At 54.7% G+C, this 26574-nt stretch carries 25 protein-coding genes; 6 read left to right on the top strand and 19 right to left on the bottom strand.

Annotated elements, in window-relative coordinates:
- Entirely contained in the window at nt 1–651 is a 651-nt protein-coding gene (locus tag ABGT88_RS09355; RefSeq protein WP_087409544.1) for a carbohydrate-binding family 9-like protein, read from the top strand.
- Between the two features lie 923 nt (nt 652–1574).
- On the opposite strand, the gene ABGT88_RS09350 is transcribed toward ABGT88_RS09355, so the two are convergent.
- From ABGT88_RS09350 to ABGT88_RS09270, 17 genes are all read right to left on the bottom strand, one after another.
- Nucleotides 1575–3380, bottom strand: coding sequence for a fimbrillin family protein (locus ABGT88_RS09350; protein ID WP_346701722.1), 1806 nt, complete (start codon nt 3378–3380; stop codon nt 1575–1577).
- Between the two features lie 22 nt (nt 3381–3402).
- The gene (locus ABGT88_RS09345) at nt 3403–5004 is read right to left on the bottom strand and encodes a fimbrillin family protein (protein WP_346701720.1); all 1602 of its coding nucleotides are present in this window, start codon (nt 5002–5004) and stop codon (nt 3403–3405) included.
- A 28-nt stretch (nt 5005–5032) separates the two neighbouring features.
- Complete coding sequence (locus ABGT88_RS09340; protein ID WP_346701718.1) at nt 5033–5923, bottom strand: fimbrillin family protein; 891 nt, start codon at nt 5921–5923, stop codon at nt 5033–5035.
- Between the two features lie 98 nt (nt 5924–6021).
- A complete protein-coding gene (locus ABGT88_RS09335; RefSeq protein ID WP_346701716.1) occupies nt 6022–6909 on the bottom strand; it encodes a FimB/Mfa2 family fimbrial subunit in 888 nt (295 codons plus the stop codon).
- Nucleotides 6910–6925: 16 nt separating this feature from the next.
- Nucleotides 6926–8050, bottom strand: a complete 1125-nt coding sequence (locus ABGT88_RS09330) for a DUF3575 domain-containing protein (RefSeq protein WP_346701714.1) — start codon at nt 8048–8050, stop codon at nt 6926–6928.
- A gap of 115 nt (nt 8051–8165) precedes the next feature.
- On the bottom strand, nt 8166–8510 hold the full coding sequence (locus tag ABGT88_RS09325) for a hypothetical protein (protein ID WP_346701712.1): 345 nt from the start codon (nt 8508–8510) through the stop codon (nt 8166–8168).
- A gap of 627 nt (nt 8511–9137) precedes the next feature.
- A complete protein-coding gene (locus tag ABGT88_RS09320) occupies nt 9138–11978 on the bottom strand; it encodes an insulinase family protein (RefSeq protein ID WP_346701710.1) in 2841 nt (946 codons plus the stop codon).
- Nucleotides 11979–12014: 36 nt separating this feature from the next.
- Complete coding sequence (locus ABGT88_RS09315) at nt 12015–12239, bottom strand: helix-turn-helix transcriptional regulator (RefSeq protein WP_087407271.1); 225 nt, start codon at nt 12237–12239, stop codon at nt 12015–12017.
- A 10-nt stretch (nt 12240–12249) separates the two neighbouring features.
- On the bottom strand, nt 12250–12879 hold the full coding sequence (locus ABGT88_RS09310; RefSeq protein ID WP_143240863.1) for a DUF2975 domain-containing protein: 630 nt from the start codon (nt 12877–12879) through the stop codon (nt 12250–12252).
- 122 nt (nt 12880–13001) lie between these two features.
- A complete protein-coding gene (locus tag ABGT88_RS09305) occupies nt 13002–13556 on the bottom strand; it encodes a response regulator transcription factor (RefSeq protein WP_298663303.1) in 555 nt (184 codons plus the stop codon).
- Nucleotides 13557–13571: 15 nt separating this feature from the next.
- Nucleotides 13572–14276, bottom strand: coding sequence for a helix-turn-helix transcriptional regulator (locus ABGT88_RS09300; RefSeq protein WP_298663302.1), 705 nt, complete (start codon nt 14274–14276; stop codon nt 13572–13574).
- Nucleotides 14267–14830 (bottom strand): 5-formyltetrahydrofolate cyclo-ligase, encoded by a 564-nt coding sequence (locus ABGT88_RS09295; protein WP_346701706.1) that lies wholly within the window; start codon nt 14828–14830, stop codon nt 14267–14269. The genes ABGT88_RS09300 and ABGT88_RS09295 overlap by 10 nt, the downstream gene beginning before the upstream one ends.
- A gap of 12 nt (nt 14831–14842) precedes the next feature.
- The gene (locus ABGT88_RS09290) at nt 14843–16492 is read right to left on the bottom strand and encodes a S41 family peptidase (protein WP_087407276.1); all 1650 of its coding nucleotides are present in this window, start codon (nt 16490–16492) and stop codon (nt 14843–14845) included.
- A gap of 197 nt (nt 16493–16689) precedes the next feature.
- Nucleotides 16690–17163 (bottom strand): dCMP deaminase family protein, encoded by a 474-nt coding sequence (locus ABGT88_RS09285; RefSeq protein ID WP_087407277.1) that lies wholly within the window; start codon nt 17161–17163, stop codon nt 16690–16692.
- Between the two features lie 155 nt (nt 17164–17318).
- Nucleotides 17319–18209 (bottom strand): carbon-nitrogen hydrolase, encoded by an 891-nt coding sequence (locus ABGT88_RS09280; protein ID WP_258328216.1) that lies wholly within the window; start codon nt 18207–18209, stop codon nt 17319–17321.
- A gap of 13 nt (nt 18210–18222) precedes the next feature.
- Nucleotides 18223–19254 carry an agmatine deiminase family protein gene (locus tag ABGT88_RS09275; RefSeq protein ID WP_346701703.1) on the bottom strand — a complete coding sequence of 344 codons (1032 nt, stop codon included), beginning with the start codon at nt 19252–19254 and terminating at the stop codon, nt 18223–18225.
- Nucleotides 19251–19790 carry a DUF2148 domain-containing protein gene (locus ABGT88_RS09270; protein WP_346701701.1) on the bottom strand — a complete coding sequence of 180 codons (540 nt, stop codon included), beginning with the start codon at nt 19788–19790 and terminating at the stop codon, nt 19251–19253. The genes ABGT88_RS09275 and ABGT88_RS09270 overlap by 4 nt, the downstream gene beginning before the upstream one ends.
- Before the next feature lie 369 nt (nt 19791–20159).
- On the opposite strand from ABGT88_RS09270, the gene ABGT88_RS09265 reads away from it, so the two are divergent.
- Both ABGT88_RS09265 and ABGT88_RS09260 read left to right on the top strand, forming a co-directional pair.
- Nucleotides 20160–20399: a hypothetical protein gene (locus tag ABGT88_RS09265; RefSeq protein WP_087407280.1), complete on the top strand. Its 240-nt coding sequence runs from the start codon at nt 20160–20162 to the stop codon at nt 20397–20399.
- A 156-nt stretch (nt 20400–20555) separates the two neighbouring features.
- Nucleotides 20556–21722 carry a TlpA disulfide reductase family protein gene (locus ABGT88_RS09260; RefSeq protein ID WP_346701699.1) on the top strand — a complete coding sequence of 389 codons (1167 nt, stop codon included), beginning with the start codon at nt 20556–20558 and terminating at the stop codon, nt 21720–21722.
- 90 nt (nt 21723–21812) lie between these two features.
- Here ABGT88_RS09260 and ABGT88_RS09255 read toward each other — a convergent pair whose 3' ends face one another.
- Both ABGT88_RS09255 and ABGT88_RS09250 read right to left on the bottom strand, forming a co-directional pair.
- Nucleotides 21813–22298, bottom strand: a complete 486-nt coding sequence (locus ABGT88_RS09255; RefSeq protein WP_346701697.1) for a hypothetical protein — start codon at nt 22296–22298, stop codon at nt 21813–21815.
- 72 nt (nt 22299–22370) lie between these two features.
- Entirely contained in the window at nt 22371–23165 is a 795-nt protein-coding gene (locus ABGT88_RS09250; protein WP_346701695.1) for a hypothetical protein, read from the bottom strand.
- Between the two features lie 281 nt (nt 23166–23446).
- Between ABGT88_RS09250 and ABGT88_RS09245 the strand changes: the two genes are divergently transcribed.
- Genes ABGT88_RS09245 through ABGT88_RS09235 form a run of 3 tightly spaced genes read left to right on the top strand, consistent with a single transcriptional unit; the run spans nt 23447 to nt 26459 of the window.
- Nucleotides 23447–24745, top strand: coding sequence for a site-specific integrase (locus ABGT88_RS09245; protein ID WP_346701693.1), 1299 nt, complete (start codon nt 23447–23449; stop codon nt 24743–24745).
- A 20-nt stretch (nt 24746–24765) separates the two neighbouring features.
- Nucleotides 24766–26097 carry a site-specific integrase gene (locus ABGT88_RS09240; protein ID WP_333847489.1) on the top strand — a complete coding sequence of 444 codons (1332 nt, stop codon included), beginning with the start codon at nt 24766–24768 and terminating at the stop codon, nt 26095–26097.
- A 56-nt stretch (nt 26098–26153) separates the two neighbouring features.
- Nucleotides 26154–26459 carry a DUF6043 family protein gene (locus ABGT88_RS09235; protein WP_346701691.1) on the top strand — a complete coding sequence of 102 codons (306 nt, stop codon included), beginning with the start codon at nt 26154–26156 and terminating at the stop codon, nt 26457–26459.
- Nucleotides 26460–26574 lie beyond the last annotated feature (115 nt).

Here is a 26574-nt window from a genome sequence, read left to right as displayed (position 1 = left end):
ATGAAAAAAGTTATTGAAGTACCTTTTGTCGCCGGGTTGAGCGACAAACCGTTGGCACAAGTCTCCGAGGTGCTCGAGACTCAGGGTGTGCGACAGGCTATCGACTGTGTCGACTGGCCCAATGAATTTCCCTATAAACCTATTGTATCGTTTACGATTGCCCGCGACAAGGAGTATCTCTATATCGACTATTTCGTGCGGGGCAACTACCTGCTGGCTGTCAACAGCACCGACAACTCGCCGGTGTGGCAAGATAGCTGCGTAGAGTTTTTCGTGCAGATTCCCGGCGAAAAATACTATTACAACTTCGAATTCAACTGCATCGGCACGGCTCTGGCCGCCCGTCGCACCAGCCGCTCCGACGCCGAGCACTTCTCGCCCGAGAAGATGGCCCGTATCAAACGCTACGCGTCGGCAGGTAACAAGCCTTTCCGCGAGATGGAGGGGCTCTTCTCGTGGGAGCTGCTCGTGGCTATTCCTTTCGACCTCGTGGGTCTCGACGGCGAACATCTGCCCGAGGCCGTGGCTGCCAACTTCTACAAATGTGCCGACGGCTCGTCGCTGCCGCACTACCTCAGTTGGTCGCCCATTCCGGTCGAGAAACCCGATTTCCATCGCCCCGAATACTTCGGCGAACTGCGGTTCAAATAGAATAGAGTTTTTTCTAAGATAGATATAAGGTATTCTCTCTGTCGTGAGGGGATACCTTTTTTTATCGGTTGAATACCGCCGTCCCGTCATTCCGCACTCCCTCGTCATACTGCGGTGCTTCACGTCATTCCGCACTTGATGCGGAATCCAGGAATACCGGCAAATGAATGCCTCGCCTTTCCTCTCTGGACCCCGCATCGTGGTGCGGGGTGACCCGGTGTGACGCGGAATCCAGAAATACCCTCTCGGTCATACCGCGCTACGACGCGGTGCTTCACGTCATACCGCGCTACGACGCGGTATCCAGGAAATACCCGCCACTGGACCCCGCATCGCTGTGCGGGGTGACTCACTCCACTGGACCCCGCATCGCTGTGCGGGGTGACTCACACACTGGACCCCGCATCGTGGTGCGGGGTGACTCACGCCACTGGACCCCGCATCGTAGTGCGGGGTGACCCACGCCACTGGACCCCGCATCGTGGTGCGGGGTGACCCGGTGTGACGCGGAATCCAGAAATACGCTCCCGGTCATTCCGCACTTGATGCGGAATCCAGGAATACCCGGGCGGGAAATACGGGCAAAGGCAATACCCACAAGAGGCACTTTTCTGGACCCCGCATCGTGGTGCGGGGTGACTCTCACACTGGACCCCGCATCGTTGTGCGGGGTGACTCACGCCACTGGACCCCGCATCGTGGTGCGGGGTGACCCACACACTGGACCCTGCATCGAGTGCGGGGTGACCCGGTGCGACGCGGAATCCAGAAATACCCTCCCGGTCATTCCGCACTTGATGCGGAATCCAGGAATACCGGCAAATGAATGCCTCGCCTTTCCTCTCTGGACCCCGCATCGTAGTGCGGGGTGACCCACACACTGGACCCCGCATCGGGTGCGGGGTGACACGACGCCCGACGGTTTACTGTTCTTTCTTCAAGGTAGGCAGGCTGTTGCCGTCTTTGAGTTCGTACTGCCAGCCTTTACCGCTCAGGGCGGCGTTCATCTGTGTAACGGCATTCTGCCAGTTACCGTCCGTCACCATCGTGGTTCCGCCGGTGCCTACCTGGTCTTCACCGATGCCTTGTATCTGGCCGTTGCTTCCCCAGTAGCAGGCGGTGATGATACCGCCATACGACATGAGGCCCTTGTAGTTCCGTCCCGCCACGCCGCCTGTAGTTCCTCCTGGGCAGCTGATAGTCCCATTGGCATGGTAGCAGGCAGTCAGGGTGCCAAAATCGTTGGTTCCCGTTACGCCGCCTGCATAGATGGTGCCGCTTCCGCTACTGGTCACGCTGCCCGTGGCATAGCAGGCGGTTAGGGTGCTGCTTCCGTTAGATCCCACCACGCCGCCGGCCCAGGCAGCATTTGTTGTGTTATTTTCAACGCTTATGCTGCCCGTAGCATAGCAGCCGGTCAGGGAGCCACCACCATTCGTATATCCCGCTATGCCGCCGGCATAGGTCACGCCCTTCACTGTGGCCGAGGTGTTGCACCCGGTGATGGAACCGCTCAGTTGAGCGCCCACCACGCCACCTGCGGTGGAGTTGCTGCTGACGCTGCCCGACACCGAGCAGTTTTCAATGTTGCCATAGCTATATCCCACCACGCCGCCGACAGCGCTCATTTCGTTATCGCTTTCTATCTGTACGCCCTCCAACTTCACGTTCATCACCTTGCCGCCGGAGCCGATACGTCCGAACAGACCCGCATATTCGTTACTTCCCGTAACGGTCAGCCCCGTGATGGTATGGCCGCCACCGTTGAAGGTGCCTTTGTATGCGTTGCTGATGCTTGTGCCTATCGGTGTCCATTCCCCCGTCAGGGTGATGTCGGCGGTCAGGGTACAGTTTAGCGTGAGGTCGTTTTGCACGGCCTTATTCCATGCCAGCAGGCCATCGGCGGTATAGACTGTGTAGGTCTTGCCGTCCTCCGACACGGTGTATCCCGGGTCTTTTGCCGCGGCGAGGGAGACGGTGTAGGTATATTCCTCGCCCGCCTGCCAGTCGGTAGCCTCCTTCATCTTATAGACGAAGACCTTGCCGTTGGTGAAGGCGCAGGTGATGAAGGCCGTGCCCGCTGCCACACTTTGCGGGGCTACGAGGGCGGTGTAGGTGTCGCCGCCCTTGTCATACGGGGCAATTTCGGCCGGGTTGCCGTTCTCGGTGGAGAGGCCCGTCAGCCGCACGGACGCCAGCCCCTCGGTGTAGTTCGTCAGGACGACGGTTATCTGTGCCGTGCGGTGGGTGAAGCGGAGTGTGGGGTTGCCGTAGCTCACCGTCTGTTCCTCGGCCACGATGAGGTCGCTGCCCTCGAAGTCCTTCCGGGCACTTTGGTCGGCAGCTACCTTCACGGCAGGCGGGGTTGTCTCGCCAGCGGTGTAGGGCCACCAGGCGGTGACGAGGCGGTCGGTGTGGTTGGTCCAGTAGTGCGGGTCGGTGGAGGTCAGCGTGGCGCTGGTGTTGTCGGCGGTGGTGGGCGTCACGTCGTACGCTTTCACCGTGCCGTCCATCAGGACTGCCACGCTCTGCACGCCCTCCCAGTTCCCGTCCACGGGGGCACGGGTACCGGCGGTGGCTGTCGCCGCGGGGTTCAGTCCCGTGGCGGTGAAGACGATGGGTGTGCCTTCCGCCCCTTCCGGCAGGAAGCCCGCTTCGTCCTGCGTGCAGGCGGCAAGGCCGAGCAGCAGGGCGAGGGCTGCGGATATATGGATGGTTGTTCGTTTCATGATGCGTGTTGTTTAGGGTTCGTTATTGTTTCTTTTGCAGTACGGGCAGGTCGTCGGTACCGAGTACCCACTGGTAGTCGTTGTCGGTAAGGGCAGCGTTCATGCCACCAACAGCGTCCTGCCAAGTGGTCGTACCCTCCACCTTCGTGGCACCTACCGTTCCTCCTTGATTATTTGCTCCATGTCCGGCGTTTCCGCCATAGAAGCAGGCGGTGATGGTGCTATAGTTGTAAGCAGCGATGCCGCCATTAGCATAATTCGTTGTTAAATTTCCATCGAACCAACAGCCAATAATGCTACCGCGGTTGATAGACGCAATGCCACCGACATCACCGCTATTTGCAGTAATATCTCCATTTACGGAGCAGGCAGTAATGGTGCCGTAGTTGGCATTTGCTATGCCGCCGGCCGCACCGGTTTGTTTCACATCGTAGTCCACATCCACCAGTTGCAGGTTCTTCACCTCGCCGTTGCCGCCGATACCGCCGAACAACGCAGCACTCTCACCGCTCGGATTGTCCGTAGTGATGGCCAGCCCCGTGATGCGGTGTCCCTGTCCGTCGAAGGTGCCTTGGTAACCGTATTTAGACATGAGGCCACTACCTATCGGCGTCCACGTCTTGCCCGTTAGGTCGATGTCGGCAGTCAGGGTGCAGTTGAAGCTGAGATCACTCTTTGCGGCTTCCGCCCATGCCAGCAGGCCGTCTGCATTATAGACCGTGTAGGTCTTGGTGGTGGTGTCGTAGTTGTAGCCCAAATCCTCGGCTGCGCCGCTCTCGCCGCCGCCGTCGTCCCATTTGCCGATTTCACAGCCTGCCAGCGTCAGCCCCGTGGCATTGACGTTGACGGTATATTTATAGCGGTTGCCCGCCTCCAGCACGACGTCGTTCTGCGGGCGGAAGTAGAAGTTGCCGCCGCCAAGTTCCACGCGGATGAACGGCTCGCCTTTCGCAACGGTCTGCGGGGCGGTCAGTGCCTCGTAGCTGTTGCCGCTTGCGTGGTAGGTCTGGATGGCGGTCGGGTTGCCGTTATCGGTGGACAGGCTCACGAGGCTCACTGTGGCACCGTCCACGCTCGTGAATCCTGTGCCGGGCTTCAGTTCGATTGCCACGCGTGCCGTGCGGTGGGTAAAGGTGAGTTTCGGGTCGTCAAATTTTACCGTCTGGTTTTCAGCAGAGATAAAGTCGCTGTTCTGGAAGTCTGCCAACTTGCTTTGGTCAGCCGCCACCTTCACGGCAGGCATCCGTGTGATGTCAGCCTTGTCGAGGGGCCACCATGCCGATACGGTAATCGGGTCGCGGCTGGTCCAGTAGTGCGGGTCGTTCTCGCATGAGAGCGTGGCGCTCTTGTATCCGTCGGCATCCGTAGCCGTTATGGTGTATTCCTTTACCGCGTCGCCCATCTTGAGTGCCACGGTCTGTACGCCCTGCCAGTCGCCGTCCACGGTGGCACGGGTGGATGGGGCTGCCTGCGGCGTTGCCTCTACGGACAGTCCGGTGGCACGGATCACTACGGGATATTCACCTTCGGGCAGACGGTTGTCGTCAGCCAGTTCGTCCTGCGTGCAGGCGGTGAGGGCTATCAGCAGCGCGGTGGCTGCGGGGATAAATAATCTATGTCTCATAATTCTTCATTCTTAATTCTTCATTGTCTTACAGGTCAGCACCCACTTCTCCGCCGTCTACATCGTTCCACTTTGCAATGGTGGCTTCGCTGACTTCAAGGTTTTTGTTGCGTACCTTGACGGTATAGGTATAGTTGTTGCCCGCCTGCAGTGCGCCTTCGGGCACGGTGAGCGTGGCACGATAATTCTGACTTCTGTAATTCACAGTCAACGGCAGGGATGCAGCTGTCTGCGGGAAGAGGATGACCGATGACGTGAGGTTGCCGTCGGCCAGCTCCATGGTCAGTTCTCCGGTCTGTGCCCCGTCGTCTGCGGTGGCAATGCCGTCGGCCGTGTTGAACGTACCGGTGAGTTTCAATCCGTCCAGCGTGTAACGTTCAGGCTTGATCATACTGAAATCCACGCCGTCGCCCGCCTCGAAGGTAAGGGTTATCTGGCTCATGCGGTGGTGGAAGGAGTTGTCTGCACCGCCATCCTTCGTTTTGTCGGTGAAGCTCACTACCGGGCTGTTTTTGTCCCCCGTGGCTCCTGAAGCAAAGAGGAAGTCGATGGCAGGCTGGTTCTGCTGCGCCGTGGCATCGGTCGTGGCTGCGAGGGTGCCTCCCGCTGCGTTGTACGGATAGTAGGCGCGGAAAGTATGGGTCTTTACATCTTCGATATAGATGACCTTTTCTTCTGCCTCAAATGTTCCGTTCTTCAGGATGAAAGGCACGTTGCCGTACCGGGTATCGTTGCCGATGTCGGTGACGCCGATGCGGTCTCCGCCAGTCCATGTGGTTCCGCTGGCGCGGGTGGCGGGGGCGATGTCGGCGATAAACCGGGCGGCCACGGGACCGTCATTGTTCAGAATCTCGTTGTCGTTATTGCAGGCTGCCAGTGCGAGGGCGAGCGCCGCAAGTGCAAAAAATCTTGTCTTCATTATATCTGTCATTTTATTTGTTAAATTCCATTTCAATAATTACTGCACCTCAGCATAATCAAAGCCAGCTTTGCTTCTGCGTTCGGTTTGCTAATTATTTACAAATCGGCATTTACATCATCACCTTTCACTTCTTCCCAGCCGGTAATTCCGGCTCCGTCCACTTCCATGCCTTCGGGAGTCTCAACCAGCGTTCCGCCGAGGGTCAGCGATTCGCCCTTTCCGGTGTTGAACTCCTTGAGAGCTTCCGTAAGGTCGCTTTTCAACGTGGTGGGGGTCGGGTTGCCGTCAGCATAGCGGATTTCGCCCGTCAGCAGCTGTTCCGTGCCGGTCACACCCAGCAGCCGCACCGTGGCTTTCCACTTGCCGGCATCATCACCTTCGGTTATCTTGGTGAAGGGCAGTACGACGCTCGAAGCGGCTCCGTAGGTATCGGTTGCGAAGTCGAGTGTTCCGGCTGCACCCGTCAGATGGGCAACAATCTCCGTGATGCGTCCGGCGGCATCACCCGTCGGCTCGACGACAAGCGTCAGCTCGCGCACCTGCTGCTTCATCGCGGCGGTCAGCGGATAGTCCTTGTCTTTCTCGATGCTCAACTGTTCCGTATAGGTGAAGAACCATCCCGGAGTATTGTTCACAAAGGCATCCGTGCCTGCCCGGTTTCCCGTGGCTGCGGCAACGGTGGCGGTGGTACCGCTTACCGTGATTCCTTCAGCCGGATTCCACACCGCAAGGGTGTAGCTGCCCGGAGCAAACAGATGGTCGGGGGCATGGGTGGCGGAAGTCTCCGTACCCGTATAGTCGCCCATGTTGACCGTCCATGTGGCAGGTATATCGATGCCCTCACCACGGGCCGACCAGTCGGCTGTCACCGCAATCTTCCCGTAGTCGGGATGCGGCGTATCATAAAGCGTGTCCTTCACGCAGGAAGAGAGCAGCACAGCGGCTGCCATTCCCATCATATTTATATATTGTCTTGCTTTCATATTCGATTCCTCCGAGTTAGAATAACTTCCATACCAATGTCACACCGGCATTGATGGGGCCCCACCAGTCCTTTGTCTCGTTGCCGCGGCGTACTCGCACACCGTCAATGACTTCATATTTCTCATAGTCGGCATTCAGGTAGCCCAGACCGAGGTTGAAATCAAGGTTTAATGCCTTGTTCAGCCGCAGCTGATAGCCGCCGGTGATGCCGCCACCCATCAGGTCGCCCTGCTTGCCTGTTTCGGAGAGCTTGTAGTTGAACTGCCCTGCCTTGAACATCGCGCCCACATACCAGGCTTTCTTCTCACCCATATAGTAACGTACTTCCGGAGCCACTTCCCAAAGGGCGTAGCGGCGGTCCTTGTCGTTCCATGTCCAAGAAGTCCACGAGCCGTTGACCATCAGGCCCCACGACGGGCAGATGCGCCATTCAAGCCCTAAATCGGGTGTCAGGGTGGCCCAGCGCAGCAGGTTGGCCCGCAGGGCGAGGTGGTAGGAGTCGTGCTCCGGGTGCCCGGCCTCGGCCCGCTGCCGTTCGGCCTCCAGGCGTTGCTTCTCTGCCTCCAGGCGTTGCTTCTCTGCCTCCAGACGTTGTTTCTCGGCCTCCAGCCGGGCTCGTTGTGCTTCAGCTTCGGCCCGCTGTTGCTCGGCCTCCAGGCGTTGTTGTTCAGCTTTCAGGCGTTGCTGTTCAGCCTCCAGCCGTTCGGCCTCGGCCTGTTGCTCCGGCCCGCTCTCGGAGGGCTGGGCGGGGATGGCGATTCGCACCGTTACATAGTCGCCGCCGGAGGTGTGGTTGCGGGTGGTGAAGCAGGCTTCGGAGAGCCCCTCGCGAGTGATGAGTTCGCTCTTCACCCGGTTGGACCGGATGCGGGCGATGGCCCGGGCGGCCGCTTCGTCGTGGAGTGAGCTGCAGTAGCCGTCGACCAGGATGGGGATGGTGCCGGCGAGTATCGCCTCTTTGTTCTGTACTACGCACGAGAGCAGACGGGTCAGCTCGGTGCCGTTGTTTCGGTAAGCGGTATAGAGGCCGTCGTTCCCCGGCTCGAACCGAAAGTGGTAGATGGTGTCGCCCTGTGTCTGTGCCACGAGCGGGTATACAACAGCCCATAGCACGAGGGTCATCAACAATTTTTTGAACATGTCGTTATATAGGATTTGGTATTATCGGGAAGGATTGTATTTCAAAGATAATATTCGGAGGAGAAATATGCAAATGGTGATTGTTAAAGGATTTAACAACCAAGGCGTTGCACTGTTAAAATTTAACCAAAATTGTTGATAGAGCAAAAGAATTGTTGATAGAGCAAATTTTTCGGCCCTGATTTTTAACATTTGAAATGTTGAACATCGCTATTTTTTTGTTTCGAGCCCCTGTTTTTTGCTCTTTTTTGGAGGGAATATGTCCGTTTTTTTTATCGTCGAGAGGAACGAAGTCAGAGGTATCGCCGTTGTTGTCGAGCTCTTTTCCCGGACCTCGCCGTCCCGTCATTCCGCACTCCCTCGCTGGACCCCGCATCGCTGTGCGGGGTGACCCGGTATGTTCATTCTTCTCAGCAGCAAGAAGAACGAACCAAGAAGTGCCGCCGCTGTTATCGGGCATTCTCGCTCGGAGTCTGTCACCGCCCTCGGGGGCTGCGGAACTTGCTGTGCTCAAACAGTCCTCGCCCTTCTTCCTCAGTCGGCTAGTCTCCTCCCGGCCCGATAAAGGCGGTGTTTGCTTCGTGCTCGCAGCTCACTTGCGCCTTATGTGACTACGGTCATTTCGCACTTTCTTGGTCATACTGCGCTGCGACGCGGTGCTCCACGTCATACCGCGCTACGACGCGGTATCCAGAAATACCGGCAAATGGACCCCGCATCGTGGTGCGGGGTGACCCACACACTGGACCCCGCATCGGGTGCGGGGTGACTGCCACGTCATACCGCGCCTTGACGCGGTATCCAGGAAATACGGGCGGGGAATACCGGCAAAGGCAACACCCACAAGCGGCACTTTTCTGGCCCCCGCATCGTAGTACGGGGTGACTGCCACGTCATACCGCGCCTTGACGCGGTATCCAGGAATACCCGGTAAAGGCCCTTTCCCGTTTGCGGCCCCTCTCTGGACCCCGCATCGGGTGCGGGGTGACTCGCGCTACGGTTTAAAACAGAAGCGGGGGCATACATCGTGTATGCCCCCGCTATGGGTGTCGTCGGCAAGGATGTGCCTTACCGTACGGTAGAGTCTTTATTTAGCCTCCTCTTCTACGACGCCGGTCATAATTACCTCGATGAGGTTTTTGCCGGTGAAGAGCTTCTTGGCAAAGGCCTTCATGTCGTCGATGGTGATGCTGTTGAGGGTCTCTTCGTAGTTGCTCTCGTTGTCGCCGTAGCCCAACTCGAAGTCAGAAATCACATCTCTCCAATAGGAGTTCTCACGCAGGTTTTGAGCATGTTTCTTGAGCATATACTCTTTCACCTTGGTGAAATCTTTTTCGCGAGGACCCTCTTTCACAACCTTCATCAACTCGGCATGAGCGCGGTCGGTGAGACGTTTCTCGTCTTGCGGGTTGGTGTCGAAGCCGAAGAGGAACAACCACTCGTTGTCGATTGACGAGAAGTTGGCCATGGTACCTACGCCGTAGGTTCCACCCTCTTCTTCACGGATGGTCTCGGTATATACAATGTCCATTACCTGGTTGAGAATGCTGAGCATAAGGTTGTTGCGCAGGTTGTATTTCTCGTCGCCCGAGTAGATGGCATAGACGGTCGATTTGGCCGTTTCCATCGGTTGGTTGTAGTGGTTCGTGACGATACCCTTTTGAGTTCCGATCAGTTTGCCCACTTTGTCGCGGCTCTTGCTGGCCGGGAGCGAAGCGATGTATTTCTCTACATAGGGTTTGAGCGAGTCGGTGTCGAAGTTACCTACGAAGATGAAGGTATAGTCGGCGGCATTGGCCAGGCGCTCCTTGGCGATTTGGAGAATGCGGTCGTAGCTGATCTGGTCGATGTCTTCGGCTTTCAACTGACGGCGCAAGGGGTTGTGGTCGTAGAGGGTAGCCGAAAGCGAATCGCTGAAGATGTATTGCGGCGTGTTGGCATAGTTGACGAGAGCTGCTTTCGATTGCTCTTTCCAGGCGGCAAATGCCTCGTCGTCGCGGTGCAGGTCGGTGAAGGTGAGGTATACGAGTTGCATCATCGTCTCGAGGTCTTTCGTGGCACACGAAGCGAATACCGATTCCTGAGCCCCGCCCATCGAGAAGCTCGACGATACCTTCTTGCCGGCCAGGGCTTTCATCAGGTCGGTCTTGCCGAATTGGCCGAGGCCACCCAGTTCAACGATTTCGTTGAGCGATTTCAGGTCGCGGGCCAGAGCCGGATCGTTGGTGTTGTAGAGCGAATATCCACCTTTGCTGACAGCCAGCATGGTGATTTCGTCGCCCTTGAAGTCGGTGGGTTTGAGCACCACTTTGGCACCGTTGGAGAGGGTCCACTCGGTCGTGCCGAATTTCTTACCGGCAGCGCTCTTGGTCACTTTGCCGGCAGCGGGCTCTTTCGAGATGAGGGGTTCATTCGATACCTTGTCGACATAGGGGGCAACCTCTTCGGCCTCTACCTCTTTGATGGCAGCCAGTACCTGGTCTTTGTCGGGGTAGGTAATACCCTCTTTGTCGGGACCGGTAAGCGAGATGACCATGTTCTCTTCGCTGATGAGCGATTTTACATATTGGTTCACCATATCGACCGTGATAGCGGGCGACATCTGCTTGATGAGGTTATACTCCATTTCGATGCCGGGGATGTAGCCGCCGTCGATGAAGTGACGGATATACTCTTCGGCATAGTCGACATTCTTGCGGTTGTTACGTTCGTTGTAGAGGTTCTCGTAGTTCGAGAGCATCGTGGCGCGTGCCCGGTCGTACTCCGAAGCGGTGAACCCGAAGCGGTCTATACGCTCGGCCTCGCGGATGATACCCTTGATGGCGTCGATGGCACCGTTGTCTTTACCCACGGCAATGAGGGTGAAGGCGCTTTTGGTCTTCGATACGAAGAAGTCGCCGTCGAAGATGGCACCGGCAATGAAGGGAGCATCGGGTTTCTGGGTAATCTCGGTGATGCGGTCGTTGAACATGATGCCAATCACGCCGTTCATGTAGTCGGTGATGGCCCCGTTGATGGTACCGCGCATTTCACGGGGCATGGGATCGTGTTTCATGTAGATGTCTACACGAGTGTAGGCGGCCTCTTTGTCCTTGTGGAAGGCAAAGATGGGCTCTTTGTTGTCGGGTACGGGATAGTATACGCGCTCGGCAGCGTTCTCGGGCATTTTGATTTTGCCGAAGAGCTCTTTGATCTGAGCCTCCATCTTGTCGGCGTCGAAGTCACCGATTACGATGATACCCTGTTGGTCGGGGCGATACCATTTGTGGTAGTAGTCGCGCAGAGCCTGGTAGGGGAAGTTCATCACTACCTCCATGGTCCCGATAGGCATGCGGTTGGCATACTGGCTGCCCTCGAACATGACGGGTACCGTAGCCTCCCAGGTACGCCAGTTGGCATCGGCACGCGTACGCCACTCTTCGTGGATAACGCCGCGCTCTTCGTCGATATCCTTATCGTTGAGCGAGATGGCGCAAGCCCAGTCGTAGAGCACGAGCAGACACGAGTCTACCAGATTCTGATTCTGCGTGGGGACGTTGGAGATGCGGTATACCGTTTCGTCGAAACCGGTATAAGCATTGAGGTCGACACCGAATTTGATACCGTTGTTCTCGAGGTAGTTGAGCATCGTCTTCCCGGGGAAGTGCTCGGTACCGTTGAAGGCCATGTGCTCGAGGAAGTGGGCCAAACCGCGTTGGTCTTCGTTCTCGAGAATCGAGCCTACCTTTTGGGCAATGTGGAACTCGGCACGGTTCTTGGGGGTTTCGTTGTGACATACATAGTAGGTGAGACCGTTGTCAAGCACACCGTAGCGCACGTTGGGATCGATGGGCAATGCTTCCATCTGAGGAGCTTGCTGTGCCGATACCCATTGGGCAACGGCCAGGAAAGCAAGCACTAATCCCGATTTTACCATTCGTAAATTCATTGTGTTTTGATTTAATGATACATATTGGTGTTTGTGTTATTTTGTTGTCTCTTCGTTATCTCCCTGATATTCGAGTATGTCGCCGGGCTGGCAGTTCAACTCCTTGCAGATGGCCTCGAGGGTCGAGAAGCGTATGGCTTTGGCCTTCCCGGTCTTGAGTATAGAGAGGTTGGCGGGAGTAATCTCTATCTTGCCCGAAAGTTCGTTGAGCGAAATTTTCCGTTTCGCCATCATGACATCAAGGTTCACAATAATCGGCATAGGCAATGATTTAGATGGTGAGGTCCAACTCTTCGCGTTGTTTGTGGGCTATGTTCAGTATCTCGGCCAGCAACAGCAAGATAAAGGGGATGGTGACTGCCGGGCTCATCTCGGGGTAGCAAAGGGTGTAACCGCCCAGGTCGAGGTGCGAACGGTAGTATCCGGTGGCGATGAACAGGTCGATATAGCTGATGAAGTAGAAGGCAATCATGTAGTAGGAGAGGAGTCGCAGGCGCCGGATGTTCTTGTGGTTCATCAAACCGTCGGCCGCTACCGAACGGATGAGCTTGACCAGCATCACAATCATGGCTATGAACGAGGCCAGTGAGAGCAGAGTAAAGATTGCAGCACAGATTCTCAGCCCTTGCGGTACCATCGAGTCGGGTATGTAGAGGATCCCGCCGGTCGATAGCGTGAGGCCCGGTATCGAGCCGAATTCGCTCAGTTGCAGGTTGTCGGGCTTGATGGTGCTTATCTGTAACGACGATTTTCCCAGTCCGTTTTCAAATCCGATAAACGAAGAGTTGAACCCAATCGTGAATCCCTTGGAGAAGTCGAGTACGATGGGAATGAGTATAAGCAATGCAATTAACAGGTTGAGTAATTGTATTTTCCGTTTTGTCTGCTTGTCGTAAAACATATAAGCTGTGTTGTATTGATAAGACAAAGGAAAGAAATGTTTTTGAGAAAAACAAGAAAAACAGTATATTTTTATCGAAAAACGATAAAATTTGATTCGAAACAGGGGGGCGGGGAAGCCGGTTATTTGTTGTCGATGTCCGATATGTAGCCGTTCATCATGGCGTAGAAACTGAGCCCCGATACGGTTTTGATGCCCAGTTTGGCGGTGAGGTTCTTGCGGTGGCTGAGCACGGTGTTGATGCTGATGTTGAGTTGGTCGGCAATCTCTTTGTTCATAAATCCCTTGGCCACCAGTTTCAACACCTCGGTCTCGCGAGGCGAAAGCTCTTGGGGCAGGCTTTCGGCTTGTCGGCCGAGCTGTTCGACAAAGCGTTCGAGGCGTTCGAGCAGGCTCTCCTTCTCTTCGTCGATGGGGAGTGTGGGGGCAAACGATTCGGACGATTGGTCGCCGTGAGCCGTAAGCAGCATGATGCGGCTCTTGCGGGGCAGGAAAAAGTCGCTGTATTGCAATACGGCGTCGGCAAAGAGCAGGTAGGCATCGAACTGCTCGGGGGTGTCGTCGAAGAAATCTTCTGCTCGGTTGTAGAGTGCAGGGGTCACGTCGAAGTATCGTTGGAACAGATGCTTCAGACCTAAGTTCAGCAGGGTATGCGGGGTGACGACGGCGATACGCATGAGCAGTTTCTTGGGTTATTCTTTATCGTGGCAGGCTTTGAGCATGGCATCGGCAATGGGGCGCAGGATGCGGTTGCGTATGCGGTTGTGCTGCTTGATGTCTTTCTCGAGGCTGTACAGGGCGAAGATAACACCGTGGCACAGGTTGAGGTCGTACTCGCCCCGCAGATGAATGACGAAGAGGCTCTTGAGGTCGTCGAGTTTCTCTTCGAGCGAGTCGGGCTCGTCGTGGTCGTAGCGTATGTGCTCGCCATAATATTCGCCTTGCAGCTGCTCGGCCGCGGCCCTGATGGCGGGGAACCAGCTGGTGCGGTCGCGCTCGATGCGCGAGAGCAGCTCTTTCTTCAGCTCCTCGAAAAACTGCTTCATCAGCTCGAGGTTGTTGTTGTCGCTGTCGCTCTGCGAGATGAGCGAGTTGAAGTGCCGCTCGATATTGGGGATCTGAAACTGTTGGTAGTAAGCGTTGGTTTGTGTGAGGTAGTCGACAATCTGGGTGGCACAGAACGATTTGAGCCGGTTCTCGGGGAAGTAGTCTTCGTTGATGAAGGTGTTGAGAATCGTCACGAAAAACTCGCAGTCGAGTTTCTTCTCTTCGCATACGGTGCGTATGCTCTTGTCGCCGACACCTAAGATAATTCCGAATCGGTTGATGACCGGGATAATCGAGGGTTCGTTCAGGATGACGTCGCAAAGTTTACTTTCGGCGTTTATCAGTGCCATGGTTCGTTATTTTTATAGATGATGTCGTTTTCGGTAATAATCAGGTCCATCTGTATGTCGTGGGGCTCGGCTGGAATCTCGTCGACCATTTGCAGTCCGTAGCAGATGCCTATCTTTCGGGCCGGGGTCTGTTGCAGCAAACGGTCGTAGTAGCCTTTGCCGCGGCCCAACCGGTTCATGCGGCGGTCAAAAGCTACCCCCGGCACGACAATCCACTCGAGCAGCGAGGGGTCTACGGCCGTGTCGTCGGCCGGCTCCCAGATGCCGAAGGCTCCCTGCTTCACGGCCCCTTCGTCATAGGCGGCCACCACCAGGTCGTCGCCGGCGACAATGGGCAGATAGAGCTGTTTGGCCGTGCTCCATCTCGAGAGCAGCGGTCGAGTGTCTACCTCGTCGGGCAGAGCGTGATAGAGCATGAGGCGGCTCACCCGGTCGAAGCCGGGCAGCGACTCTATGGCCGCGCAGATGCGTCGCGAGAGCTCCTCCCGCTCGGCAGGAGTGAGGGCCCGCTTCAACTGCTTGATTGTTTGCCTGAGCTGGTGTTTGTCGTGCATGACGTGTCGCTCCTATTTCGTGCCCGTGCTTGCGGTCGAGGTCCCGCTCAACAGCCGGTTGTAGTTCTGCTCGTCGGCCAGTACCTCCTGGGCTTTGCGCAGCGTCTCGTCGTCGCGCAGCAGCAGTTTGTAGAAAGCCTCTTCACCCAGGATGTTGCGGGCAATGTAGGCCTGCAAGGTGTTGATGATGAGTCGGCGCGAGATGTTGATGTAGACGGGGCGCGGGCGTATGCCTTTTTGTGCCGCATATTGCACGAAGCTGTTCAGCAGACTGTTGCCCTCGATCATCGGCATCAGGTCGTCGAGGTCTTTGGCTTTCGACAGGCGGTCGCGGTTCTTGTCGGTGAAGTCGAAGGCATACTGGTAGAGGGTACCCTCGTTGATTACGTTGTTGAAGTACGAGGTGTATCCGGTCGTATCGCGCGGTACGAAGATGTCGGGCATGATGCCGCCTCCACCGTATACCTCGCGTCCGTTGACGGTGTGGTATACCAGTTCTTTGTTCTGTTTGATGCTGTCGGCGTTGAAGAACTCGCCGTGTTTATAGCGGTTGACAATATCCATGCTGTAATCGTCGGCCTTGCCCAGCTCGTACTGTTTCTGGATGCAGCGGCCCGAAGGGGTGTAGTAGCGGGCTACCGTAAGGCGTATGGCCGAGCCGTCGCGGAAGGGAATCTGCTGTTGTACCAACCCCTTGCCGAAGGTACGGCGGCCTACAATCAGACCTCGGTCGTTGTCTTGTATGGCCCCGGCAAAGATTTCGCTCGACGAGGCCGACCATTCGTCGGTGAGGACGATAAGCGGTGCATCCTGGAAGGTGCCGGTCCCGTTCGAGACGGCATCCTCACGCTCGAAGGCCCGGCCTTCGGCATAGACAATCAGCCGGTTGGCCGGGAGCAGTTCGTTGGCCATGTTGATGGGAATATCCATCAGACCACCGCTGTTGCCGCGCAGGTCGATGATAAAGCTCCGGGCTCCCTCGTTGTTCAGCTTGGAGAGGGCATTGATGAACTCGTCGTAGGTGGTGCGTCCGAATTTGCTTACCTTGATGTAGCCAGCCTGGTCGTCGAGCATGAAGGCGACGTCGATGCTGTTCACGGGAATGTCGCCCCGGGTTACCTCGTAGGTGAGGGGCTTCTTGGCCGTCTTGCGCACGATGGTGAGTTTGACTACCGAGTCTTTGGGACCTTTCAGATTTTTTATTACGCTCTCGTTGCTGATGCCTTCGCCCACGAAGGCCGAGTCGTTGATGGCGACGATGCGGTCGCCGGCCAGAATGCCCACCTTTTCGGAGGGACCGCCCGGGATTACACTCACTACGTTGATGGTGTCGTTGAGGATATTGAACTGAATGCCGATGCCGCTGAACGAGCCTTCCAACTCTTCATTGACACTCTCCAGGTCTTGGGCCGGAATATAGGCCGAGTGGGGGTCGAGCTCGCCCAGAATCTTGGGCATGACGTTTTCGATAAGGTCGTCTCGGTTTACGGTATCGACATACTGTTGTTCGATACATTGCAGCAGGCTTTCGATTTTGTCGTATTGCGCGCTGCCGCCGAAGGGATTTTGAATGGAGAAGAATCGTCCGATTAAGATGCCCCCCACGATAGCTACGGCTACGAGCAGGGGAATCCAGACGAAGCGGGCTTTGTTATTGTTCATAATCGATGCGGATAATTTAAACGCGTTCTGTTGTTATAGAAGAAAAACATATTATCGGCGAGATTGCTCACAGGGGCGACGGGCTTTTCCCAGTTTCTCTCTGGAGCCTCTCGTCTTGGTATCTGTCTTTTTCGATGGTTCGGGCGGTATTGACTCCCGATTGACAAATCGCTTGCGGCGCGATTGTCTCCGTGGGGTTACTGTCCCGACTCCTGCGGTTTGTGCTCGTCGGCTTGCGGGTCGATGAAGTCGACCTTGACATGAGCATTCCGCAAGAGGTCGATACCGTCTTGCAGCCGGTAATACTCCGAGAATACCACACGCTTGATGCCTGCCTGAATAATCAGTTTGGCACATTCGATACAAGGCGATGAGGTGACATACAGGGTGGCTCCGTCGCTGCTGTTGTTGCTGCGGGCCACTTTGGTAATAGCGTTGGCCTCGGCATGCAGCACGAAGGGGAAGGTGTGTCCGCTCTCGTCTTCGCAGCAGTTTTCAAATCCGGCCGGCGTACCGTTGTATCCGTCGGAGATAATCATCTTGTCTTTGACAATCAAGGCTCCGACCTTACGCCTTTGGCAATAGGAGTTTTCGGCCCAGATTTGCGCCATGCGTATGTAGCGCTTGTCCAGGTTCAGTTGTTTGTCGGTGCTATTTAATTTCGTATCCATATATCCTGCGATAATGATTTACAAAAATAGCTGTTTTGCGGTTATTTATCCTCTTTTTTTATCAAATAATAACGGTGCACCGGCAAGAAAAATGAGCCGGGCATCGGGCCGCATAGTAAAACGGGGTGTCGGATAGCCTCCGACACCCCGTGTAATCAGTCGATAAAGCGGCGTAATATGTTGTCGTAGGCATCGATGCGGCGGTCGCGCAGGAAGGGCCACCAGCGGCGCACATTCTCGCTGCGGCCGAGGTCGACCTCGACTACCTGGCACCATTCGTTGTCGCTGGGTGCTGCGGCCAATATCTCACCCTGAGGACCACACACGAAACTGTGGCCCCAGAACTGGATGCCCCGGGTCTGTTGCGAGGGGTCGGGCTCGTGTCCCACCCGGTTGACGGCGATGACCGGCAGACCGTTGGCTACGGCGTGTCCCCGTTGCGAGATAATCCAGGCATCCTGCTGGCGCTTTTGCTCCTCGGGGGTATCGGAGCTTTCCCAACCGATGGCGGTGGGGTAGATGAGCAGGTCGGCTCCCTGCAGGGCCATGAGGCGGGCAGCCTCGGGGTACCACTGGTCCCAGCACACCAGCACGCCCAGTGTACCTATCGAGGTCTGGATAGGCTTGAAGCCCAGGTCGCCGGGGGTAAAGTAGAACTTCTCGTAATAGGCGGGGTCGTCGGGGATGTGCATCTTGCGGTATTTCCCGGCCATGGAGCCGTCGGTGTCGAAGACGACGGCCGTGTTGTGATAGAGCCCGGGGGCGCGGCGTTCGAAGAGCGAGGTGACCAGCACGATGTGCAGGTCGCCGGCCAGGCGGCCGAAGAATTCGGTCGACGGGCCCGGTATGGGTTCGGCCAGGTCGAAGTTGTCGGTCGATTCGGTTTGGCAGAAGTAGAGGCTGTTGTGCAGCTCTTGCAGCACCACGAGTTGGGCCCCCTGGGCGGCACACTGTTCGATGCGCTGTTTCAGCCGGTTCATGTTGTCGGCCCTATCGCCGCTGTTATGTTGTTGGACGAGTCCGACTTTGATTTTCTTTTCGGTCATGTTATATAGCATTTTATCGTAATACATTCTCGGGGTATTGCATGGTAACGCAGTGCAGCGACCCGTGTTGCCGGATGAGCGGCGAGCAGTCGATACCCACCATCTCCCGGCCGGGGAAGGCGGCTTGCAGAACCTCGGCGGCAGCCCGGTCGTTGGCCGGTTGCCGGTAGGTGGGGTATAGCACGGCATCGTTCATGATGAGGAAGTTGGCGTAGGTGGCAGGCAGCCGCTCGCCATTCTCGTCATGTACCGCATCGGCCATGGGCAGGGGCAGCAGCCGGTAGGGCGAGCCATCGAGGGTGGTGAAGGTGCGCAGTTGTTCCTCCATGCGGCGCAGCGCCTCGTAGTGCTCGTCGGTGGTATCGGTACACCGTACGTAGACAATGGTATCGTCGGGGGCGAACCGGGCCAGGGTGTCGATGTGGCTGTCGGTGTCGTCGCCGGCCAGATAACCGTGGTCGAGCCACAAGACGCGTTGCAGTCCGAAGGTCTCTTTCAGATACTCTTCGATGCGTTCCTTCGACCACTCGCCGTTGCGGTTGGGCGAGAGCAGGCATTCGCTTGTGGTGAGCAGGGTGCCGGCGCCGTCGCTTTCGAGTGCGCCCCCCTCGACTACGAAGTTGAGCCGGTTTTCGTACCGGGCCTGGAATCGCTGCTGCCGATAGAGCGTCGAGGTGATGAGGTTGTCGTAGTTGGCGGCAAACTTGAGTCCCCACCCGTTGAACTTGAAGTCGTAGATGCAGGGCTCGCCGTTGCGCAGGAGGGTGATGCCGCCGTGGTCGCGGGCCCACGTGTCGTTGGTGGGGCACTCGGCGAAGGTCACCGCCTCGGGGTCGACCACCCCTTGCAACAGTTGTTTTACCTGCTCGGGATGCGGTGTGACAATCAACAGCCGCTCGCGTTTGCCAATCTCGCGGGCGAGGTCGATGTAACAGGCCGTCACCTCGTCGAGCATGTAGGCCCAGTCGGTCGCTTCGTGGGGCCAGGTGAGCTGGATACCCGATTGCGGGTACCACTCGGCCGGGAAGAGTGTCGTGGGGGTCATGCTTTCGGGGTTTGCGATTTACGGTCGAAGTAGGGACTCTTCGACGATACACTCAGTGCCAGCGCAATCACCTGTCGGCAGCCGGGCAACAGATTCATCTCTTGAGCTGCGGCTCCGGCCGAGAACATTACCCGCGTGTCGATGCGCATGTCGGCCGCCTTGGAGCAGGCCGAGCCGATGGCGATGCCCACGTCGATCGAGTTGATGGCGCAGGGATTTTCCTGCGGGTTCTCGGTGCAAGTCTTGTAGCCGCAATAGGCACAGTTGAGGCCCTGTACCTGGCGGCGGGTGCCGATGAGGATAACGGCGTCGGACTGTTCGATGTTGCCGGCATCGCGCAGGAAAAACTTCATGTCGCGTTTTTCGCTCTCCTCTCTCATTCGGTGGGCCAGCGCCAGCAGGTCGTCGCCGGTGACGGTGGCGATCTCGATAATATCTATTCCCTTCCCTTTGGGTGCGGTGCGGGCCGCCATCATAATCTGCTTGGCAGCTTCGCATACAGCCTCTTTACGAGTATCACGTTCGTTGTAAATCATGTTGTCTTCTTTATTTGATACAAAGATAGTGAAAGGTGAGGGCAGAGACAAATAGAAAACATGGTTTTCAATATTTGACTATGCCAAGCCGTCTCCTATCTTCTCCAAAGATAGCGAAAGGTGAGAGCAGAGGCAAATGGAAAACGCAGTTTTCAACTTTGCCTGGGCCGAGCCGCATCCTGTCTTCTTCAAAGATAGCGAAAGGTGAGAGCAGAGGCAAATGGGAAACACGGAATGTGAAAAGATGATGCGTAAAGGTCTAATTTGTTTTCGCTTTTTTACAAGTTTTCAATCACTTTTTATAAAAGATTTTCTATATTTGTAAACCAAGATATGCAATAATGTGTTCATTTGATAAATAGGAATGCCATGAGTAATGATATTACAATCATATTTGATGATATTATTAAGCAATATCGCACTTTGGATTTGGCGGAAGAGATGTTTCGGTCGATGATGGAGGACGATAAGCAGTTGGAAGCCGATTATCAAGAGTGGTGCGATACGATGGGAGTCTCGGGACGAAAGGGTTTTGCTTACTATTATGAAGAGTATCTCGAACAGCAAGATTCGGTATGGGATAGTCTCGATGATCACGATGAGAGATAGTCATCCGGGCAAATGAGTGCGTTTGCCCAACCATGAAGAGGGACTGTTGTACGATTTTCTACGGGCTTTGAACGTAGAAAAATAGAGGATCGTGGGGCAATCGAGAGGGAATGAACAAAAATCTTCTTTATCTTTGTTCTTCAGAAATCGAAGAATATGAACCGAGCCTATTATTGGATATTGCCGCTGTTGCTGTGCGCAGGTTGCCAGAGCGGTGTAGAGACTTCGTATGTGATCGACGGGCATGTAAACAATGCCGACGCCAATGGAAATATTATCTATCTCTCTCATAGCAATGGCGACGAGCTGGTCAATCTCGACAGTGCGATTGTCGACGACGGCCTCTTTTCGTTTCGCGGGGAGCAAGAGGTTCCTATCATGGCCTATTTGCGTTTCAACCGTTCGCTCGACTCGCTGGCCGTGCCGGTGCTGTTTGTGCTGGAGAACGGCTCGATGGAGGCCACGATGGATACCTTGTATTCGACCGTGACGGGTACCGAACAAAATGCGGCATTCGAGTTGTACAAGGCCGAAGTTCATCGGCTCGACTCGTTGCGCGGCCGGTTGCACGAGCGTTATCTCGAACTGGTGGCCGACAGCCAGATGACGGCCACGCTCGAGTCGTCGATGTATGGACAATATGGTCGTCTCGACGACGAGGCGACCGATCGTGCCTATCGGTTTATTCGTCAGAATCGCAATTCGCCGGCCTCGCTCTGGCTGCTCGAGTCGATGCAGAGTCGTTTCAGCGAAGCTCAGTTGGAGCAGCTTTTGTCGGAGCTGGGCAGCCGCAACAAGAGTGCGCAGGTGCTGACCGACATAGCCCAGCGGCTGCGCAATGCCGACAAGATAGAGCCGGGCAGCCCTTATGTCGATGTGTCTCTGGTCGATATGTGGGGGCGGAGCACCTCGCTGTCGGGCTATGTGGGTTATGCCCGCTATGTAGTCATCGGTTTCTGGTTGTCGGACAGCGACCCGGCCTGCCGGGCTATGGTGCGGCTGGGGCAATTATACAAGGAGTATGGCTATCGGGGCGCTACATTCCTGTCGGTGGCACTCGATACCGATGCGGCACAATGGCGCGAGCGGGTGCAGACTCTGGGTCTGCCAGCCCAACAGTGTATCGCTGCCGAGCCCGAGGTGGTGGAGTCGCGTTACGCTCTTGCCTCGGTTCCCGCCTTTGTAGTCATCAACCCCGACGGGTCGGTAAACTCGCGCAACCTCACCGTCGAGCAGCTGGAGAGCAAGTTGAAAGAGTTGTTGCCCTATCGGGTGCGGCGCGATTCGGTCAATCGGGTGGAGATCGATAGCATGAAAAAATAGATTTATGTTTGATTTGTAAGATTTGTTTAAAATGAAAATCAAGGCCACAATATGTTTTGGACCTTGATTCTCATAATGATTGGCGTGTTATTAGTCTCTGAGGTTGGCGAACGGTCGTCGCCCACCATATTGTTCCTTGAATTGGTTAATGAGTGATTTCTCAACTATGCCAGGCTCTTTATCAGGTGTAGGTTTCCAACAGAACAGTAATTGGTCTGATTCTTTTATTTGCCAAATGTAACGACCTCCCTTATGTCCTACTTTTTGACCACAGCCAAATTTCAAATAATCTTTCACTCGCTTGCGAATGGTTGTTTTAGTTTGACCGATATAGATTACACAAGTGTTTTCTATCCAGTTCGATTTCAATTCGGCTATTGGTACATTGGGGTCTTCCCCTTTAAAGAAACCGCCTGTGCCATGTGAGAGAAATTCGGGTATACCTTTACCCATATAGACAACCATGTATACCCCTGGCACTTGGGGCATTGCCGAGTTGTCGTTTTTCAGTTGTGCTACCGGAATGAATCCCTCGAATCCGGCTGCTTTCAAATTGTCGATAGTCTTGAATTTCATGTTATTATGTTCTTTTTGCTTTTTTAGTTACTTTACTGAGAAATAGTTTGTTCATGAACAGATACGCTCGTTTTAAAAGTCTTTATATCCTATTACATTTCCATTTTTGTCTAGGTAAAATATTTTATTTTCTATATTCATTCCTCCGAATCCATTTCTTGCTCTGTATTTATGTCGAACATAGTATTGTCCATCGGGTGTTGTTTGTACAGCAGACCACTCTAAGGGATCATAGCTACTAGGATCTTTTAAATTATCATTTAAAAAATGCTTCACTTGATATACCGATGCGTCTAATTTGCTATTTTGCACAGAGGAGCCAATGTCTGATGAATTGTCAGTAAGACTGGCCAACACTATGCTAAGCACAGCAATAGAAAAGAACAAGATTTTTTTATAAATTTTCTGGCCTCGTTGATCGTTTGTCGGTTCATTGGAAGTCCATAGCGGATTGATGTGACTTGTTTTACAAATAGGGCATACTAAATATTGGTCCGAGCGGAGTTGTTCGGGTATCATAGCGGCATATCCACAAATCGTACAATGGAAAACTTCTGATTTACAGTTTTGGTCTTTATCCTTCTTTTTTGTCGGTTTCGAGTTTTTTTTTGATTTCTTTTTATCTAATTGGACCTTTCTGTGTTTCCCATTTTCAGAAAGCGGTAATATCCATTGTTTTGGAGACGTATTTGTCTTGTAGGCATGAGGAATTTCCCCTTTTTCAAGTAATTGTTTTAACTCCTTGGAGTTTTCTATAATACCTAATGCTAATAAGAGTTTACTCGCTTGTTGTAGTATAAGATGGTCTTTCCCCATCTCGAGTAATTTGTTGTCAACAGCATTAATTATCTCTTCGATTTTTGCCATAATAGTCGTCCTCCTTTGCTACCCTGACTCCTATGATAGCATTTAAAAAAAGAAAGCGTGGAACTGCAATATATGATATTCGGGAAGTCGAATAAAGGCCAAAATGAAAAAAAGAGCTAAACAAGTGCAAATATAATCATTGATATACTGTATTTTATGTGGTATCAGATTCGGGAACGACTTTTTAATTTGTCTTAATCCGTTGCAGGTTTCTTCGGGATATATGGGAACATATACGGGAATTTGTTTACCTTTGCGGTGTGAATCAAAAAGCGATGCCGATGAAAGTTTCCGTCTATCTGAAAAAATGCTCCCCCGAGACATCGAACATCTGCTTCCGGGTCAGGGAGAAGAGCGTGGACATAAAGGTGGTCTCTCCCCTTGAGGTGCAGGACAAGTATTGGGACTCCGACTGTCTCAGTTACAGGCGCACGACGGCTGTCCCTGCCGCCGAACAGAAACGCCTGCCCGAACAGATCGCCGCCATCATCGAGCGGGCGGAGAAGACCTTTTCGGACAAGGCGGACAGCAGGTGGATGAAGCAGGTCATCGAGGATGTGCTGTACCCTGCCCGCGCCTTCGAGCGCAACCATCCGAACCTGCTTGCCCGCGTCCATGAGTATCTGGAGAAGTTTGACGGTGCGGAGAGGACCAAGGAGCATATCGTCCGCTTCGAGCGCAAGATGACCCGCTACCACGACTACCGCCGGGAGATACTGGGCGAGGCGGACTTCACCCTCTTCGTGGAGACCGTCACGCTGGAGCAAATGAACGATTTTAGGGATTATGTCGTGAACGAGTACAAGCTGCGGCAGGAGTACCCCGACTTCTATGCTCCCCGTATGCTCATCAACCACAGGCCGAGGCCGCTTTCCGGCACGACCGTCATCAACATCATGAACCTGTTCTGCACCTTCCTGCACTGGTGCAAGAAGATGAAGTATTCCGACAACGAGGTCTATGCCCTCTACGGCTGCAAGGAGCCCACCTATGGCGACCCTTTCTTTCTTACTTCGGAAGAGAGGAACATCCTCTACGATGCGGACCTGAGTGACTGCCCGAAGCTGGCCGTCATCCGGGACATCTTCGTGTTCCACTGCTATGTCGGCTGCCGAGTGGGTGACCTTTACAGGCTCACGAGAGCAAACATCAAGGACGGCTTCCTGGAATACATGCCGCAGAAGACGAAGAGGTGCCAGGCGAAAACCGTCAGAGTGCCGCTGCACGAGAAGGCGTTGAAGATACTGGAACGTTACGATGCCAATGCCGACAGACTGTTCCCGTTCAAGCAGATACACACTTACAACCTCGGCATACGGGAACTGTTGGAGCATTGCGGCATAGACAGGACGGTGACCATCCTCGACACGCACGGCTACAACACCGTGCAGAAGCCCCTGTACGAGGTGGCCACCAGCCATACGGCACGCAAGACCTTCGTGGGTAACCTGTACAAGCAGGTGCCCGACCCAAACCTGATAGCCTCCATGTCGGGACATGTGGAGGGCAGCAGGGCATTCAGTCGCTACCGCACGATAGACGATGACATGAAGCGCAGGCTTGTGGAGATGATAGACTAAACAGAAAGGAGGACATACATATGAAAGTGACCGCATTCATCCGAAAGACCGCCGCCAAGAACAACATCACCGACCAGGCACGTGTCTATTTCCGTGTCCGGGACATCGGCGGCGTGGACATCAAGGCCGCAAGCGAACTGTCCATCAACCCCAACCACTGGAGCCCGGAACGGCAGGGATACAAGCCCCGCGTGGCCCTGGTGTCGGAGGAAAAGAAGATGAACTTCGACAAGGACGTGCAGCAGATCACCCATCTCATCACGAAAGAGTACCACCGGGGCGTGGACGGCAGCTGGCTCAAGGGGTTGATAGAGGAATACCACCATCCCGGCATCAACGCGAGGGGCGGCAACAAGGCCGACGAGTACCTGCTCTCGTACCAGATACGGAAATACGTCGAGGAAACACCGCTTGCGGATGAAAGCCGCAAGCACCATCTCGACAATCTCAACAAGGTGCTGCGCTACGAGCGTTTCCGCCACGAAGTGCTACACCAGAGGGGTTTCCACCTGTGCATCGACACCGTCACGGCGGACGACATCAGGGACTTCAAGTTGTGGATGCAGGAGGAACACAAGTACGTGGACATGTACCCCGTATTCTACCGGAATGAGGTACGCCGCAACGTCGAACAGAAGCGTTCCGAGAACAGCATGTCGGGCTCCCTCTACCGCATCCGCACCGTCATCAAGTGGTGCGTCAAGCGCGGGCTGACAAGGAACAATCCCTTTGACCAGTACCAGATTGCCCGGCCGATGTACGGCGACCCGTTCTACCTGACGCTCGAAGAGCGGGACAAGGTGTACTACGCCGACCTGAGCGGCATGGGGGCAACCTATCCGGTCTATCGTGACATCTTCATGTTCCAGTGCCTGATAGGGTGTCGTGTCAGCGACCTGAACAGGCTGACCAAGGCAAACATCGTGGACGGCTTCGTGGAGTACATCCCGCAGAAGACGAAGATGGAACATGCCAATACAGTGCGCGTGCCGCTCAACCAAAAAGCACGGGACATACTGGAACGCTACAAGGATCTGGAGAACGCCCTGCTCCCCCGGTTCTCGCACTTCGGCTACAACAAGAAGATAAAGGAGATACTCAAGTACGTGGGCATCGACCGCAAGGTCATAGTCCTCGACCCCAAGACAAGGGAAGATGTGGCAAGACCCTTATACGAAGTGGCGACCACACACACCGCGCGCAAGACCTTCATCGGCAACCTGTACAGGCAGGTCAAGGACCCGAACCTGATAGCCTCCATGTCGGGACATTCAGAAGGGAGCCGGGCCTTCGCACGGTACCGCAAGATTGACGACGAGATGAAGAAGGAACTGGTGAACCTATTAGACTGACAGTTTCCCTTTTCCACTTATCTTTAGATATCAACCTGTAATAATACAATATGAATATGGACGGGCAGAAACAGACATACGAACAGTTCAAGGCGGACATCCTCCAGTGGAAGGACAGCCATAGGGAAGAATACCGCCGCTTCGCGAAAATGATGGCGGACGGGAACGAGATGCAGTACCTTGCCGTCTGCCGCGCCATCTTCAAACAACTGCCCGGAATCAGGCGGGAATGGCAACAGTCATGGTGTGACGATAGCACGGACAGCTTCAGGAACATAGGCCTCCATTTCAAGGAGAACGCAGTGCCGGGGCAGATCGTGGAACTTTACAGGAAACAGAGGGAAAAGAATAAATACATATAATCAAAGAGAAATGAAAGGATAATATTTCTACAAAATACGAATGTATTTAATTGTATATCTGCTTATTATATAAATCAGTTCATTTTCTTATACATTCCTGTAAAACTCCATTTAT

Source organism: Barnesiella sp. An22 (assembly GCF_963931395.1).
Lineage (GTDB): Bacteria > Bacteroidota > Bacteroidia > Bacteroidales > Barnesiellaceae > Barnesiella > Barnesiella merdigallinarum.
The sequence above is the reverse complement of the archived record's forward strand: the minus strand, read 5'-3'. Positions and strand labels throughout refer to the sequence as shown.